The sequence below is a fragment of the Roseivirga ehrenbergii genome (genome assembly GCF_001593005.1).
GTDB classification, from domain to species: Bacteria; Bacteroidota; Bacteroidia; order Cytophagales; family Cyclobacteriaceae; genus Roseivirga; species Roseivirga ehrenbergii.
Window position 1 is genome coordinate 498064 of record NZ_LQZQ01000045.1, and the last position, 17293, is coordinate 515356.

Sequence of the window (17293 nt, forward strand, 5' to 3'; positions counted from 1 at the left end):
TTATGGCCGATATAGACAATTTTAATCCTAATGATGTAGGCGTAAAGGGCACCCTTTTCGGGTTGCCTTTTGATACCGATTCTGCCAAAGTAGTGGTGATTCCAGTGCCTTGGGACGTTACCGTATCTTATGGAGCGGGTACAGCAGATGGGCCAGAAGCCATTTTAGAAGCTTCTTCTCAAATCGACTTTAGTCAGTTAGACATTGCAGAACCTTGGAAACTGGGAGTGGCCATGGCCGATATTCCTGAAGTTTGGTACTCGTTAGGAAGCGAATTGCGCGAAAAATCGGAAGAATATATTGCTTGGTTGGAAGAAGGCAGCGATGAAGCAGAGCGTGAAGAGATGGAGGCTATTTTGGCCGAAATCAACAAGGAAACGCATCAGTTGATGGAATACGTAAAGCAACAGTCGGAATATTGGCTGTCGCAGGGAAAAACCACCATTTTAGTCGGTGGCGACCACAGTACTCCATTGGGCCATTTCCAAGCTTGCGCGAAACACTATGGCGACTTCGGTTTGCTTCAAATCGATGCTCATGCCGATTTACGTGAGGCCTATGAAGGTTTTGAGTTTTCTCATGCCAGTATCATGACGAATGCGCTTAAAATTAAGGAGTTAACCAAATTGGTGCAGGTAGGTATTCGTGATTTCTGTGATGAAGAACAGCAGCTTATCGCCAATTCAAATGGACGAGTGGTTACATTCTTCGATCAGCAGTTAAAACACGACCAATACGTAGGAAAAACTTGGGCCTCGCAGTGCGAAGAGATCATCAATGAACTTCCGCAGCAGGTTTATATTTCATTCGATATAGATGGCCTTGACCCAAAACTTTGTCCGAATACGGGAACGCCAGTGCCAGGAGGTTTTGATTTGGAGCAGGTAATGTATTTAATCAAGCAGGTGGTCAAGTCAGGGCGTACAATCATTGGTTGCGACCTGAATGAGGTTTCACCTAGCGAAGATGAATGGGATGCTAATGTGGGCGCCAGAGCGCTTTACAGAATGATCAACCTGATGGCCGCGAGCAAAGAAATGCTAAAATTGAATTGATTATACCAAATACAATTCTTGGTTTAAGAGTTTAGAATCCCTTACTTCAATAAGTTTGGGATTTTTTTATGTCTTGAAGTGAGAATCATCTGTATCATATTCCTCTTGTTGATTTCTTTAAAGGTTAGTGCTCAAACCTCAGTCGAACTGTATTTCTACGATGCCTGTAAGGATTCCGTTCTGAGTTTAGAGTTCGAACTTTATAGTTATAGTGAAGAATGGGGTGATTTAAAATCAGAAGGGTCAAAGTTGATGGTTGAAAAGAAGGGTGAATATTTTGGTAGCTCTTCTATTCTCAGATGGGAATGGTACTCTGTCTTTTCTATTCCGATTGATATTTCTGACTCTCCAATTTTAGACACTTTAGAGATTCCAAATATTGGAATGGCCACAACTGGGGCGTTACACTCTTCAGAATTTACTTATTTAAACTGCTCCGAAATCGCCAATGGTTATGAAGAAGACTACCGTAAGGACGGCTCTTTAAGGATGATAGGCGAGTTTTCGGATGGCTTGCCATCATTGATTTCAGATTATAATTCGAGTGGAGTTTTAAAAGAAAAGCGATTCTATAGTGAGAATGGGAGTGATTATAAAAGGGTCGAACACTATGATGACAACGGTGAACTCTGGTTTTACGAAATTCACAAGAATCGAAAAAGAAAAACAATCATCCGAACCTATGATGAAATGGGTAAATTGGAAGATAGAGAAGTGATTAAGCATTAATACTTCGCTTGATGAAAAGCAAACATTCAATATATGGCTTAATGTTTTTGCTGCTGCTTTTCAGCAACACTGGCTGTTCATCTCAAAAACCAGATTCCTCTGTCGAAGTGATAAGTGAGGTTTTTGAAGAGCTTATCGAGTCTAATTTGTCTGTCATCAAACGAGCCATACCCCCTTATAGACCTATTCATCCTGATTCAATTAACAACGAAGCACTTTTTTCGAATCGTTTGGAAATCAGCTTTGATTCTGTGGAAACAGAGAGAAGTCAATTATTAGAAGCATATGAGGCGTTTGATTGGGCTAAATATGAAAGAGATTACAATGACCATCTTCAGAGTTTAGAACTATCAGAAGCCGACTCTAGCCTCATTGTTGTCGTAGCAGATTCCTTATCCAACTTTCCAGAAAGGTATCTTTCTGAATCAGGCAAGGATATTTCAACCAATCAAGACTTGATTAGAAATTATAGCCTAGATAGTACTTGGCGATCAGTTCTGAGATTTGAAAATTTAGATAAGCGTAAGCCTATATTTTTTGACCTTAAGAAGGTCAAGCTGAAGTTTGATTTGGTCTATGAATCAAAGAGTTTAGGTATTAATGCTGATTCGTCTATGTCATTTTCAAAAGTGGTTTTCAATGATGCTTTTGACCGAGGATGTTTTTATTATACCCTAAGCTGTGGTAGGCTGTGTGGAAAAGGTAATTTGGTTTTTGTTGAAAAAGTGGATGGTCGCTGGACAATTATCCAAACCGCGACCGTATGGATATCTTAATGAGAAACGAGTTGTTTTTGTTAAGAAACGAAAGATCAACTACCTTATAAAATATTCCCTGATCACCGATTTACTGATCCCACTTAACTAATAACGAATAACCAATAACTAATAGCAGATGACCGAACTATTCGCTACCGATAAATTAAAAGCCCTTTACCCTAAAGTAAAGCAGTTTATAGAGGAAGAATTGTACCCTTCGGAACTCTATTTTTTGAAAGACCCTTGGGATGAAGTGAACCATATTTTGAAAGCCAAGCGCGAAAAGGCGAAAGAATTGGGACTTTGGGCACCTTATCTTTCTGAAGAAGAAGGCGGAGCGGGTTTAACGCTCACTGAATTTGGACAGTTATCAGAACTGTTAGGCAGAACTCCGTTGGGGCACTATGTGCTCAACTGCCAAGCGCCAGACATTGGTAATATTGAACTGATGCATCAATTTGCTTCGGCCGAATTGAAAGAAAAATACTTAGCGCCTTTAATGAAAGGTGAAATCAGAAGCTGCTTTTCCATGACCGAGCCAGATTTTGCGGGTTCAAACCCCGTGAATATGGGCACCACAGCCGTTTTGGATGGAGATGAGTTCATCATCAACGGCCATAAATGGTTCACCACCGCGGCTGATGGGGCTGCTTTTGCTATTGTAATGGCAGTGACCAATCCCGATGCGGAACCGCACAAAAGGGCCAGCATGATTGTAGTGCCTACAGATACGCCAGGGTTTGAGCTCACCCGAAATATACCCATTATGGGCGATATGGGAGAAGGCTATTTGAGTCATGCCGAAATCCACTATGTGAATTGCCGTGTACCAAAAAGTAATCTGATTGGCGAAATGGGTAGTGGCTTTATGTTGGCGCAGCAGCGTTTAGGCCCAGGCCGAATTCACCACTGCATGCGCTGGATTGGTATCTGCGAACGTGCCTTCGATATGATGTGCAGTAGGGCGGCTTCAAGAGAATTAAGAGACGGCAGAATGTTGGGGCACCAACAAACTGTTCAAAACTGGATTGCAGAAAGTAGGGCGGAGATAAATGCTTCAAGGTATATGGTACTTCATGCTGCGCAAAAGATTGATAATGAGGGGTCTAAAGGATCGCGTTTAGAGATTTCTACTATCAAATTTTATGTGGCGGATGTGCTGATGAAAGTGCTCGATCGTGCCATTCAGGTACATGGAGCTTTGGGCATTACCGATGATACTTTGCTTTCGTTTTGGTACAGACATGAGCGTGGTGCAAGAATTTACGATGGCCCAGACGAAGTGCATAAAGCCAGTTTGGCCAAGGCGATTTTGAAGGGGTATGGGATGTGAACAAGCTGGAAGTAAGAAGTGGGAAGACCGAAGGCAGAAGTTAGAAGACCAAAGTATAAAGTAGCCGACATTGCGAGAAATGAAACCTGTGTTAACAAGGTTTCATGACGCGGCAATCTGTTTGTTCTATGAGATTGCTTCGTCACTTTTCTTTGCTATCGCAAGAAAATTTTCTCGCAATGACGGTTCAATTGGCGTTTTCTTGAGTTTTCATTATTGACTATTGACCAATAACCAATAACTATTAAACCAACCAATAACTATTAAACTAACCAATGATTGATAAGGCAAAAGACATCAGGAAAGGAGAGGAGTTAGACCTCACAAAGCTGACAGAATACTTGGGTGACCACTTAACAGGGTTTTCTGGAAATCTAGAAGTCTCTCAATTCCCTAGTGGTTTTTCTAACCTTACCTATTTGATCAAAACAGGCGAAAAAGAATATGTATTGAGGCGTCCGCCATTTGGAGCGAATATCAAAGGCGGACATGATATGCACAGAGAGTTTCGGGTACTTTCTGCCCTCAAACCGGTGTATTCCAAAGTACCCAAGCCTGTATTGTTTTGCGACAACCATTCGGTGATGGGAGCGGATTTCTACCTTATGGAGCGTGTGAAAGGCGTGATTTTACGCAGTCGACCACCAAAAGACATTGAGCTCAAACCTGAATTAATGCGGTCCATTTCTGAAGCCTGCATTGATAACTTGGCAGATCTTCACACCATGGATTTAACTGCTGCTGGTTTGGCTGATTTCGGTAAACCTGAGGGCTATACCCAACGACAGGTGGAAGGCTGGGTTGGACGCTATTATAAATCCGAAACCGATAAGCTGCCTCATATGGATGAGGTGGCCGAATGGCTGCAAAAGCACATTCCGGAGCAGAAGTATGTTAGCTTTATTCACAACGACTATAAATACGATAACCTCGTATTGAACCCCGATAAACTAGACGAAATTATTGCGGTACTGGATTGGGAAATGTCTACTGTGGGCAATCCGCTAATGGATTTAGGTACTTCCTTGGCCTATTGGGCACAAGCCGATGATTCTGACGCTTTAAAACCTTTCAGCCTCACTTGGTTGCCGGGCAATTATACCCGAAATGAATTGGTAGAACGCTATGCGGAAAAAACAGGCTTCGACCTGAAGGATCAAGTGTTTTACTATGTTTTTGGAGCATTTAAAATCGGTGTGATTATTCAGCAGATTTACGCCCGCTATAAAAAAGGACTGACACAAGATCCACGTTTTGCAAATTTGATTTATGCCGTTAAAGCCTGTGGTGCCAATGCGGTAAAGGCTTTGGAAAAAGGGAAGATCTAGAATTGTAATTCTTTGAACATTATACATTGAACTGACAACATGCAACTAAAAATAGAAGACATCAATAAAGTGCTTATTCTGGGTGCTGGAACGCTTGGTTTAAGGGTAGGGCTGCAATGCGCCATCAGTGGTTTTGAAACTACCATTTATGATATTTCAGAGAAAGCACTCGATACTGCCATTAAAACTCAGGCCAGCATTCTTAAAATGTTGATTAGGAATGAAAAGCTTACTGAGGCACAAGCTGAGGAAGCCAAAGGCCGTTTGACTTTCACTACTGACCCTGAAGCTGCGGCAGATGATGCCGACTTCCTGAGCGAATCTGTGACTGAAAACCTCGAACTGAAGCGTAAAGTTTGGGCGAAGTTTGGTGCGCTCTGCCCTGAAAAGACGCTTTTCACGACCAATACTTCCTATTTACTTGGTTCACAAATAGCAGATGCTTCTGGCCGACCTGAGCGCTTCTGCAACTTCCATTTCCATGATGTATTTTATTCCAATGTGGTGGACGTAATGCCGCATGCGGGTACAGCATCTTGGATCAATGATTTATTGATGGAATTAGGCGAGAAGCTTTGGCAAACGCCAGTCTTCGTTCAAAAGGAAAACACGGGTTACATCTTCAACTACATGCTGATGGCGCTTTTAGGGGCCGCAGGTTCACTCAGAACTTTGGACATTGGTTCTATTGAAGATATTGACAGAAGTTGGATGGGCAACTTTAAAATGGAAATGGGGCCATTTGGAATTTTAGACACGGTGGGGCTAGATACGGCTTGGCATATCACCAGCAGTCAACCCGATAAAAAAAGTCAAGCCTTTGCTGCCTTGCTGAAAAGCTATATTGATGCCGGTAAACTGGGCGTAAAAACAGGGGAGGGCTTTTATACTTATCCGAACCCAAGGTTTAAGGAAGAGGGGTTTGTTTGACAGCATCCTGTTTTCTATAGGGTAGAAGTTTTAGATCCTTCGTACCTCAGAAAAAGAAAATAGGCAGTTCACTTTCAATCAACGATTGGAGCTGAAGTAAACGCTTAACTACGTTTTGCTAGAATGAACTGGACAAGGTAAAAACGAGTCCAACCATCATTAAACGCACAATGCTTTTCATCCTGAGGTACGAAGGATCTAATATGTTCGAGATGTGAAGTTGTTTCTACTTCCTTCGTCAAAATCAAAAGGGATGTTCCTAACTCATAGGTTTCAGGTCAAGATACTTTTCCAGTTTCCTGATTAGGAACTCTCTTGAAACTCTCTCAAAAAGACCAATCATCTTTAGAAATAGAAAAACACAAATTGGAAATACAATAAAAATAAACAGTAGTCTAGTCATCCAAATATCGATTGAGACTAATAATATTCCCAGTCCACAGCTGGCTCCAATTAACCAGAAAAAGAAGAGTACCTTAAAACCATTATTAACTCTGAACAAGGCTCTTATTGAGTTCTTCTCTAGTGTTAAGTTTAATTCGCAAACAGAAATAGCTCCGAAACCAGGTGTTGATGATACAATTCTATAAATATTACCTTCTTTATATCCGGTGAATGGTTTTCCTGTATAGCTAGAAACCAGATTGGTACTATTTTTTAAGTTTGTATTTAAGCGCTGATCCAGTTCTTGCTGATCAAGTAATGTTTCAAATTGATAAGATTTTTTTTGGAATAACTTCATCTCTAAGCCTAAAGTAACGAAAAGAAAAACCGTTTGTGAACAGTTTCAGGCTGTGGTGTGCAGAAATGATTGCTATGACACTTGAAAGATATGATTATAAGGCAGTATGATGAAAAACCATTCTAAAAGTAGCACCTTTACCCAGTTCAGTTTCTAGCTGAATATCTCCACCATGCAACTGCATAATCTGTTTAGAAAGGCTGAGACCAATACCCGAACCTCTGTTTTTGGTAGAGAAGAAAGGCATGAAAATCTTCTCAGTGGCTTCAGGGGTAATGCCCGCGCCATTGTCGCTAATTGATACAGTCACTAATCCTTCATTCACGCTCGTTTCTAGTTTCACTTTAGCATTTTCTTTGTTTTCAACTACTTCTAAGGCGTTTTTCAGAATATTAATCAGCACCTGTTCAATCAACTGATAATCGATATTCAGTTCAATTGAGGTGTCAGCGTGAATTACTTCCAAGGCTACATTTGCTTTAATGAAATCATTTTTGAGTAAGGCTGTCGTGTTTTGCACTAATGACTTGATATCCGTTGGACGCTTGTCGGGTTCTGGTAGGTTGGTGTAATCGCGATAGGCGTTTACAAAATTGATGAGGCCTTCACTACGGCTAGAAATGGTGCTCAAGCCTTCGGTAAGATCCTCCAAGCTTTCATCTTCAATGGTGTTGAGTCCGTTTTTCTTAATTACGTCTTCCTTCAACACCTCGCTTAGGGTAGAAGTAAGCGAAGAAATAGGGGCTATGGAATTCATGATTTCGTGCCGAAGCACTTTGGTCAGGTTCTGCCAAGCTTCTAGTTCTTTGGCTTGTAATTCCGCCTTAATGTCTTGCAGGGCGATCAATCTGTAAAGCTCGCCACCCAGTTTGTACATGGTTTCGAGAATTACCAATTCCTGTCCTTTTTCATTTTTGTAAGCTGCTCTTTTAGAGGAGTTAAGATGGGTAATGGTAAAGTGAAAGTTAGGTGCTTTTTGTCTAAGGTCATCAAGGCTTCTTAGGCTTTCTAACTGCAATAAATGAAGCGCAGAACGGTTGATCAGTTTCACTTCTCCGGTCTCGTTGATGGCGATGATTCCTGTACCAATATTTTCAACAACTACACGCAACTGCTGAAAAGACTGTTCGCTCTTTTTACGTTCCTCCAAAATGGCGTCAATTACATCTTTGAAAGCCAGATTCAATGCTTTAAAGGTTTTCCCCAGTTTATTATCGTGGGTAAAACTCATGTTAAAGTCGTTGTATTTGATGGCATCGAAGAAGCGAGCCAGCTTTTTATTGGTACTTTCTATGTAATTAAAAAGTTCAAATACCTCGAAAATGATTAAGAAACCAGTGACTACTGTGGTAACATACTTCTGATCGAAGAAGAGCAAATAAACGAAAGTGGCTACCGTAACAAACAATACGATAACGCGAATCAACACGAATATTCTAAAGCGATTAAAGCCCATATTTCTCTAGTCTTCGGTACAAGGATGAGCGAGTTAAACCCAGTTCCTGAGCTGCATGGGTAATATTTCCGTTGTGTTTGGCCAATACTTTCCTGATTAGAATTCGCTCGACATCTTCCAAGTTGAACTGTTCCAGATTAATGTCATCCTTGTCGCGAACAGGCTGATTATTATTGAAAAAGAAGTCTTCGGGTTGAAGAATGTTATCACGACTCATGATGACCGCGCGCTCTACGGCATGTTGTAACTCACGCACATTCCCAGGCCAACTGTATTTTTCCAAGCGCTTGAGGGTGGCTTCACTAAATTTGTAAATGTCTTTGTTATACTTCTTAGCGTAGTCTTTTAGGTAATGCTCAGCCAGTAGGGGAATGTCCTCAATTCTTTCCCTCAAAGCGGGCAACTTCAGTTCTATGGTGTTAATCCGATAGAGTAAATCTTGCCTAAATTCTCCTTTTTGCACCATTTCGTAAAGCGGCATATTGGTGGCGCAGATCAAACGAATATCGACATCAATCGTCTTATTCGATCCCACTCGATTCACTTTTCTGTTTTGCACTGCGGTTAAGAGTTTGGCTTGAAGTGGGAGCGAAAGGTTGCCGATTTCATCCAAAAACAAAGTGCCTCCATTGGCGATTTCAAACCTACCTGCACGATCAGTTTTGGCATCGGTGAAAGATCCGCGAACATGACCAAAGAGCTCGCTTTCAAATAAGTTCTCTGAAATAGCCCCTAAGTCGACACTGATAAATGGCTTTTCAGCTCTTTTTGAATTTCTGTGAATTGATCTGGCTATCAGTTCCTTACCTGTGCCATTTTCACCCAATACTAAAACGTTGGCATCTGTGCTGGCTACTCGATCAATGGTATCGAAAACCTGAATCATCGATCCGCTTTGGCCAATAATTTCCTTGAATTTATGATCGAGGTCTTGGGTCAAAGTATCTTCTCGGTCTTTCATCAATTTTAGCTCTTCTTTAGACGACCTTAAGCGGATGGACGAAAGGAGAGTGGCCAAGAGTTGTTCGTTTTCCCATGGCTTCATGACAAAATCAGAAGCACCTGCTTTAATGGCTTTTACGGCCAAATCTACCGAACCAAAGGCGGTAATGAGCACTACCACTGCGGATGGATCGATCTCTAATATTTTATCCAACCAATGAAAACCTTCTTGCCCTGAGTTCACATCTTGAGTGAAATTCATATCGAGCAGAATCACATCATATGCATCATTCTGGAGCAGGTCAGGAATCAGCGTTGGATCTTTCTCCAAATCAATTTGACCAAAATGCCGCTTCAGATAAATTCTAGCAGCTTTTAGTAAATCTTCATTGTCGTCTATGATTAGTATTTTTCCTTGTTTCATTATGTCTATTTTTCAACCTGTCTCATCCTGCAACTGGTTTACATTAGTCTTTGAATCTTGTGCAAATCAAAAGCTTGTCGAATATACTAACAAATATAGCCGTCCGCTGGCGGACGGCAAAGTGCGATGGCGACCAATTAGCAAGAGGTTGTTTGTGTTAATTTATTGATATATAGTTAATTAACTTTGGTATGACAGTTGGTTAACTGCTGACGTTATTTACAGATTAATTTTATAGCTCTAGTTTTAACCTAAATAAAATTTATGTTATCCTCCTTTTTTAGAATTGCATTTCGGTACCTGGTAAAGAACAAGCTTTACTCTGTTCTGAATATATTCGGACTGACCGTAGGCTTGATCTGCTTTGTCATTCTAAGCTTATATGTGAGGGAGCAATTTGATAAGGATTCGTATCACACTCATTCTGAAGAAATCTATAGAGTTTTAGTCGCCAGGGATGATACTACCGAAGTTGAACCCAATTGGGAAATGATGACGCAATTTCCCGTGGCCGAGTTGTTCAAAGAGGGTATTCCAGAGGTGAAAAACACAGTGAGATTTGGCCAAACTTCTGAGTTACTTATTGAAGCTGGTCAACGAAAGTTTAAGATTCAGTCTCTTCATTTTGCTGACCCTTCCTTATTCGATGTATTTGATTTTGATGTGCTCGCACAATCTAAGCCGTTGGATCAGCAAACTGTAAGTGAGCTCATAATAGTGAAGTCTGAGGCAGAAAAACTCTTCGATACTGCGGAAAATGCCATTAATCAAACTGTGAACCTGAATGGTTATGGAGTATTTAAAATCATTGGGGTGATTGATGATCTTGGTCAAGAGACTCACATGGACTTCAAGTACATTCTTCCCATACAGCAATCAGATAAAGCGTATGGTGAAGATGGACGTTATAGAGATTGGGGTGTGTTATCTGGTTTTCCTTTGTACGTTCAGGTTGATAAAAATGCGGACATTGTTTCTGTTGAAGGTAAAGCCAAGACACTTCTTCAACCCCATATTAAGAACATGAGTGTTCGTTTAGAACCTGTGAGCGAAGTTTACTTCAGTAAATTATATTCATTTTTTAAGAAAACGGGCGATAAACAATTTATAAGGCTATACTTACTCGTTGGGCTTCTGATTCTGTTTATTGCCTGTATTAACTACACCAACTTATCAACCGCCAGATACCTAAAAAGGGCCAAGGAAGTAGGGATTAGAAAAACAGTAGGAGGCTACAGAAGTCAGATTATAACGCAGTTTTTTATCGAGTCCATTGCGCTTGCCTTTATAGCTGTGGTACTTTCAGTTTGTTTTACCGAAATACTTCTGCCTTCATTTAATGCTTTTGCGGGTGCTTCCATATTTATTGATTACCAGAGCCCTTTTACCTACTTATTTATGGTATTGGCTGTTTTGGGAATTGGCATTTTTGCTGGGCTTTATCCCGCTGTTTTCCTTAGCCGTTTCAGTGCTACTCAAATCTTATCGGGAAGTGTCACCAAAGGTAAGTCTGGCTTGCTTTTCAGAAATGTATTGGTGGTGGTTCAGTTCTTTATTTGCATTGGTTTGTTTATTTCTACCAATGTTATCTATCAACAATTCAAGCATTTAAAGGGGCTAGACTTGGGCTTTGATAAAGAACAAGTGATTATGATTCCATTGAATGACCAAGCAATCAAACAATCATACAAAGCTTTTAAAAGTGAACTGAGTTCAAACCCATCAATTGAATGGATGACAGGAGCAGGACCAAAAGTGTTTGGCGGACAGGCTCAGTTTTATTTAGAAATTGATGGAAGCGAAGATGTTACTCCAATTTCTATTTTTCCAGTGGACGAAGATTTCTTTCAGAAATTCGATATAAAACTGCTTGAAGGAAAGCTCTATCAACCTGAATTGGGTAAGGAAGGGAATGATTTTCTAATTGTAAATGAAGCCTTGGCCAAAGTAGGTGGATGGAAGATTGAAGATAAAATGGGCAAGAATGTTTTTAAGGATGATGTGGGCGTTCCAAATTTGGGTGGGGTAGTGGAAGATTTTGTGTTCTTTTCGGTGAAGGATGAAGTAACACCAGCCGCTTACCTTTATAAACCCAATGATAATAATCTGGCTTATGTAAAAGTAAAGCCGGAAAACATGGAAGCTACTATTGCGTCTATTCAAGCCACTTACGAAAAGTTCGCCAACCTTTATCCTTTTGAATACTCGTTTTTAGATCAAGAATTTGCTGCTCAATATGCGCAGGAGCAACGTTTGGCCAACATATTTACCACATTTAGTGGGGTGGCTATTTTAATCGCATTGCTTGGTTTGTTTGGACTTACCATATTCTTGGCCGAACAACGCCTAAAAGAATTCAGCATTCGAAAAGTACTAGGCGCTTCAAACATTCATTTGATTTGGTTAATGAACAGTGGCATAAGTCGTATGCTACTGATCAGCACCGCATTGGTGATTCCATTGGTGTATTATTTCCTTGAAGATTGGATCAACACCTTTGCTTTTAGAATTAAGCTTGATTGGCCGCTTTTTGCATTGCCAGTGGTCTTGGTAATGCTTTTTGCTTGGCTTACTACGCTTTATCAGTCCGTTAATTCGGCCAGAAAAAACCCAGTAGATTCATTACGAAACGAATAAACTCAACCATTAAAACAACAAGGTCATGTTCAGAAATTACATCAACATTGCGATAAGAAGCCTAAAAAGACAGAAGGCTTATTCACTGATTAATATCTCAGGATTGTCGGTAGGCATTATGGCTTGTATCATCATTTTGCTCTATGTTAGAAATGAATCGTCTTACGAGAAGTTTTACCCCGATGCTGATAAAATTTATCGAGTCACTTCCATTTATGAGACTTCTGGACAAACAGAGCATATTGCAATCGCCCCAAGTAAAGTTACTCAGGTGGCATTAGAGCATATTCCAGAAACGGAATTGGCCACTTTTGTTTTTGACTGGAGCGTAGGCCGAGAGTTTTTGGTGAGGTATGAAGACAAAACATTTACGGAAACAAATGTCTTTTATGCCGATTCAAGCTTCTTTAAGGTATTTCAATATCGCTTCTTGGATGGTAATGCTGGCAATGCACTTTTGGAGAAGCAGTCCATTGTATTGACCGAATCGATTGCCCAAAAATATTTTGATAACGCAGCCGATGCCTATGGTAAAACGATAAATGCCAACGGGAGTGATTTCGTAGTAACGGGCGTTGTAGCAAATGCTGCGGGAAACACCGCTTTGGATTTTGATATGGTCATATCTATGAATTCAATTTTTGGCCAAATTGATAATACTAGGTGGTTTCCTATGAACTATTATAGCTATGTAAAACTCAATGATAAATCAGCTGCCGAAAGCTTTAAAAGTAAGCTAAATCAATATATCGAAGATGATTTTGGCGATGAAATGACGGCTGGAGGTTTTAAGATGTCATTCACTATTGCGCCTATTTCTGAAATGCATTTTGATACAAGCCTTGGCTCCGATTATCCTGAGAAAATTTCTAAAGAGCTGTTATACTCTTTAGTGGCTATCGCTGCTTTTATTCTGCTTATCGCTTGTATCAATTATGTCAATCTAAGTACGGCCAAGTCTGAAAAGCGAGCCAAGGAAGTTGGTATTCGCAAGGTAATGGGCGCCCATAGAAGACAGTTGATTCTACAGTTCTATGGAGAGACATTTATGGTTACGCTTTTGTCCGTGGTAATAGGGGTAGTATTGGCCGAAGTTTTGATGCCTTTTTTCAACCAAATGGCAGGTACTCAACTGTCTATTGATCTTCAAAGCGACCCTAATTTAATGCTCATATTGATCGGCTTTGTTTTGGTGGTCAGCTTTATTGCGGGCAGTTATCCCGCTTCATTCCTTTCTTCATTTCAGCCTGTAAAGGTGCTTAAAGGTACTTTCAATGTCAAAGGGGGGAATATGTTCCGAAGAATTCTAGTGACCCTTCAGTTTACAGTGAGTGTTTTTCTTATCACTGGCACTTTAGTGATTTTCTATCAGCTAAAATATGTTCAGAATACCGATATAGGCTACGACCAAGATCAGGTAGTGTATCTCAAACTTCCAGATCGCGCAGCCCGAAATGCCTATAAATCTTTAAAAACTCAATTCCAAACCATTACGGGAGTAGAGGAAGTAACGGGAAGTAATAACGAAATTTCTAATGTGCTTTCTGGCTGGGGAGCAGTGATGGATGGTCTGCCTAAAAATGTCAGTATTTCCTTTAGAGGAATGTATGGTGACCAAGATTTTCTAGAAACTTTTGGTTTCGATCTTTTGGCTGGTGAAGGTTTTAAGAACAAGTCGGATTGGGATTCTACGGTTTATTATTTGGTGAATAAAACTGGTGTTGAAAAGCTGGGATTAACGCCTGAAGAAGCAGTTGGGAAACATTTTGGAATAGACGAAAGTATGATGGGCACCATCGCTGGAGTAGTTGACGATTTCCATTTTACTAGCTTCCACAGTGATATAGAGCCTTGGGCGGTTTATACGGGGCCTCAAGACTATAAGCAATTACTATACGCCAAGGTCAATATGTCGCGAATTGAATCAGTTAAGGCAGAAATGGCTAAAGTATGGACTTCACTAATTCCCAATCGTCCATTTGAATTAAGATATGTAGACGAAGCCGTAAAAGAACTGTATGAAAAGGATAAACAACTGAGTCAAATCATTCTGACTTTTACGGTTTTAGCCATAGCAATAGGCTGTTTAGGGCTGTTTGGCTTGGCTTCTTACTTAGCCGAAAAACGCACCAAAGAAATTGGTATTAGAAAAGTGCTGGGGGCCGATGTTTCCAAAATCGTGATGATGCTTTCCAAAGAGTACGTCCGAATTATTTTGATTTCTAACCTCATTGGCTGGCCAATCGCTTATATCGCCATGAGTCGTTGGTTGGATGGTTTTGCCTATAGTATCAACCTTAGTTGGTATTACTTCCTCATGGCAGGTTTGGTCACTGTGATGGTAGCCATGTTTACGGTTTCTTATCAATCTGTGAAGGCAGCATTTTCAAACCCAGTGGATTCATTAAGGAATGAGTGAGATAACGAGCTAATGAGTGAAGGGATTAATGAATTAATGAAGGAATGAAACAAGGTTGGAAGACCGTAGACGGAAGTCAGAAGTAGATTTTCGTTTTCACCAATGACCAATAAACCATAACGTCTGATGAGATACTTTAAAACCATATTCCGAAGCCTAAAGCGCGAAAAGGGCTTTACTCTAATTAACCTTTTGGGCCTAAGCATTGGAATGTTCTGCTTTTTAGTGACAGCTCTTTATGTTCGAGATGAAGTGACCTATGATCGTTGGCATGAGAATGCAGATCAGATTTATATGGCAACTTTCCAGATGGAAAGAGAAGATGGTGAACCATTTAACGTTTCTCCATCTTATGCCTTATTCAATGCATTGAAGAAGGAAAGTACTGAAGTGATCAATGCAGTGAATATTGATCGTAATAGTTGGGATAACTATCAGTTAGGAGAAGAATGGATACAGACAAAAAACTTATACTTCTCTTCCTCAGAACTATTCGAAGTCTTTGATTTTGGATTAAAGTATGGTGATTCAAAAACGGCATTAAATGAACCTTTAGGTGTTGTAATTTCTTCTGAAGTGGCTCAAAGTCTATTTCCTGATGAAAACCCTATTGGTAAAAATGTAAACCTCAAAAACCTAGGAGAGCTTTCAGTATCGGGTGTTCTGAAGCCTATTCCTAGAAATTCCCATTTGCAGTTTGATTTCATCGCCTCAATAAATCACCCAGAATCACGATATAACTATGTATTGGATGATTGGGTATACGGTAAGGGTTTTAGTTACTTTCTTCTTCGTGAAGGCTATAGCTTGGAGAAATTATTTAGAGATACTGAGGAGCTGTTAGAAAGAAATGGTCAAAAGGATCTTGCAAAGAATTACGACTTTCTCAAATTCTCCAATTTATACTTAAGTCAGAAGACAGGCCGCTATGGTAACTATATGTTCGGTGGTCAGAAAAAATATATTTACATTTTCTCTTTAATCGGTGGTCTAATTCTGTTCGTAGCCTGTTTTAATTATATCAACCTTGCTACAAGTAGCTCTATAAACACCACTAAACAAATGGGAATCAGGAAGGTAATAGGAGCTTCTCGATCAGCCCTTATTGCCCAAAAAATGCTGGAAACCATTTTTGTTGCTTTCTTTAGTCTGGTAATTGCCCTTATTGGAGTGGAGGTTACTCTGCCATATGTGAATACTCTTATTGGTAAAGAATTGTCTTTCAATTTGATACAGTCTCCCGATCTAATCGTTCTCCCCGCATTGGTATTGATAGTTGTAGTGGTTATTTCAGGAATTTACCCTGCAGTAATACTTAGTTCATTCAATCTATCTTCAGTTTTGAGGGGCATTTCTCCAACATCTAAATCGGGCGTATTCAAAAAGTCACTGATCGTACTTCAGTTTACCATATGCTCAGGGCTTTTAGTGGCTGCTTTGGCTATCCGTGGCCAAGCTGACTTTCTCATTAATATGGACAAAGGATATAATGAGGAGAATATTATGTCGATGAGCCTTTACCAAGTGGATCAAAAACTTAATTATGAAACCTTAAAAAATAAACTTCAAACTATTCCACAAATTGAAGCAATCACTTCCTCTCCACTTCCTGTTTTTCCGCCACCACCACCTCCAAGTATTGTCGAAATAGAAGGTAAAAAGTTTGCCATTTTCTTCTTAATAGGTGCTGCAGATAAAAACTTCAATGAAATGTTTCAATTGGAAGTATTAGAGGGGACAGACTTTTCTCAGGTGCCCAACTCTAAATTGTCTGAAGCGGCAATCATCAATGAAACAGCGAAGAAGAAATTGGGATTGAACCCAGCAATTGGCGCCAAATTACCTAGCGGTAAAAGAGTTGTTGGCGTTGTTAAAGATTTCTTCTACCAATCTGCTAAAAGCGAAATAGATCCAGCTTCTATAGAATACAGACCTAGAGACTTTAACAATATTCAATTCTCATATAGAGAAGGAAACAAGGGTCAGGTACTAGCGCAAGTTGAATTGGCCCTTAAAGATTTTGGATTAAAGTCTAGTCCAACAATCTCAGAAGTAGAAGGTGTTTTTGAAAGCCAAAGTTATTATGAAGCGGAAGCCACGCTCAAGAAAATTTTCAATCTACTCACTGGAACTGTGATTCTTGTGGCTTTCTTAGGTCTATTTGCTTTGGCATCATTTGAAAGTAACGCGCGTGAAAAAGAAATAGGCATTAGGAAAGTATTGGGAGCCAACTACCTCCATCTCTTAAAAGCCTTAAACAAGCATTTTTTGTGGCTGATGTTTTTGGCTTTTACGATCTCTATTCCTGTCACATTCTATTTGGTTGAAAAATGGCTCCAAGCTTTTCCTTATAGACTAGAAAGCTTAGGGAGTTTTGGGCTTACATCAGTCTTAACCATAACTACCATTGCAGCAATTATTCTAGGGTTTCATAGCTACTTCAGTGCTCAAAAGAATCCTGTGGATGTTTTAAAGAATGAGTAAGCAAATGAAATAATGAGGGTGGGGATTAATAAAATAATGAAGGAGTTAAACAATGA

12 protein-coding genes are annotated in these 17293 nt (G+C 40.0%); 9 read left to right on the forward strand and 3 right to left on the reverse strand.

From position 1 onward, the window contains the following. Positions 1-2: 2 nt before the first annotated feature. The 6 genes from MB14_RS12450 to MB14_RS12475 all read left to right on the forward strand — a co-directional run bounded on the left by MB14_RS12450 (position 3) and on the right by MB14_RS12475 (position 6133). Positions 3-1055: an agmatinase family protein gene (locus MB14_RS12450; RefSeq protein WP_062592043.1), complete on the forward strand. Its 1053-nt coding sequence runs from the start codon at positions 3-5 to the stop codon at positions 1053-1055. A gap of 108 nt (positions 1056-1163) precedes the next feature. Further along, positions 1164-1784, forward strand: a complete 621-nt coding sequence (locus tag MB14_RS12455; protein ID WP_062592045.1) for a toxin-antitoxin system YwqK family antitoxin — start codon at positions 1164-1166, stop codon at positions 1782-1784. Between the two features lie 11 nt (positions 1785-1795). Continuing rightward, positions 1796-2560: a hypothetical protein gene (locus MB14_RS12460; RefSeq protein WP_132643996.1), complete on the forward strand. Its 765-nt coding sequence runs from the start codon at positions 1796-1798 to the stop codon at positions 2558-2560. Positions 2561-2678: 118 nt separating this feature from the next. Continuing rightward, a complete protein-coding gene (locus MB14_RS12465; protein WP_062592049.1) occupies positions 2679-3875 on the forward strand; it encodes an acyl-CoA dehydrogenase family protein in 1197 nt (398 codons plus the stop codon). Between the two features lie 275 nt (positions 3876-4150). Then, positions 4151-5203: a phosphotransferase family protein gene (locus MB14_RS12470; RefSeq protein WP_062592051.1), complete on the forward strand. Its 1053-nt coding sequence runs from the start codon at positions 4151-4153 to the stop codon at positions 5201-5203. A gap of 39 nt (positions 5204-5242) precedes the next feature. Next, positions 5243-6133 (forward strand): 3-hydroxyacyl-CoA dehydrogenase, encoded by an 891-nt coding sequence (locus MB14_RS12475; protein ID WP_062592053.1) that lies wholly within the window; start codon positions 5243-5245, stop codon positions 6131-6133. 259 nt (positions 6134-6392) lie between these two features. On the opposite strand, the gene MB14_RS12480 is transcribed toward MB14_RS12475, so the two are convergent. The 3 genes from MB14_RS12480 to MB14_RS12490 form a co-directional block, all read right to left on the reverse strand. Further along, entirely contained in the window at positions 6393-6875 is a 483-nt protein-coding gene (locus tag MB14_RS12480) for a hypothetical protein (RefSeq protein WP_062592055.1), read from the reverse strand. A 94-nt stretch (positions 6876-6969) separates the two neighbouring features. Then, positions 6970-8331 (reverse strand): sensor histidine kinase, encoded by a 1362-nt coding sequence (locus MB14_RS12485; RefSeq protein ID WP_062592057.1) that lies wholly within the window; start codon positions 8329-8331, stop codon positions 6970-6972. Continuing rightward, complete coding sequence (locus MB14_RS12490; RefSeq protein ID WP_089082044.1) at positions 8321-9706, reverse strand: sigma-54-dependent transcriptional regulator; 1386 nt, start codon at positions 9704-9706, stop codon at positions 8321-8323. The genes MB14_RS12485 and MB14_RS12490 overlap by 11 nt, the downstream gene beginning before the upstream one ends. 255 nt (positions 9707-9961) lie before the next feature. On the opposite strand from MB14_RS12490, the gene MB14_RS12495 reads away from it, so the two are divergent. The 3 genes from MB14_RS12495 to MB14_RS12505 all read left to right on the forward strand — a co-directional run bounded on the left by MB14_RS12495 (position 9962) and on the right by MB14_RS12505 (position 17237). Next, positions 9962-12334 (forward strand): ABC transporter permease, encoded by a 2373-nt coding sequence (locus tag MB14_RS12495; RefSeq protein ID WP_062592059.1) that lies wholly within the window; start codon positions 9962-9964, stop codon positions 12332-12334. A gap of 25 nt (positions 12335-12359) precedes the next feature. Then, on the forward strand, positions 12360-14753 hold the full coding sequence (locus MB14_RS12500; RefSeq protein ID WP_062592060.1) for an ABC transporter permease: 2394 nt from the start codon (positions 12360-12362) through the stop codon (positions 14751-14753). Between the two features lie 126 nt (positions 14754-14879). Next, positions 14880-17237 (forward strand): ABC transporter permease, encoded by a 2358-nt coding sequence (locus MB14_RS12505; protein ID WP_062592063.1) that lies wholly within the window; start codon positions 14880-14882, stop codon positions 17235-17237. Positions 17238-17293 lie beyond the last annotated feature (56 nt).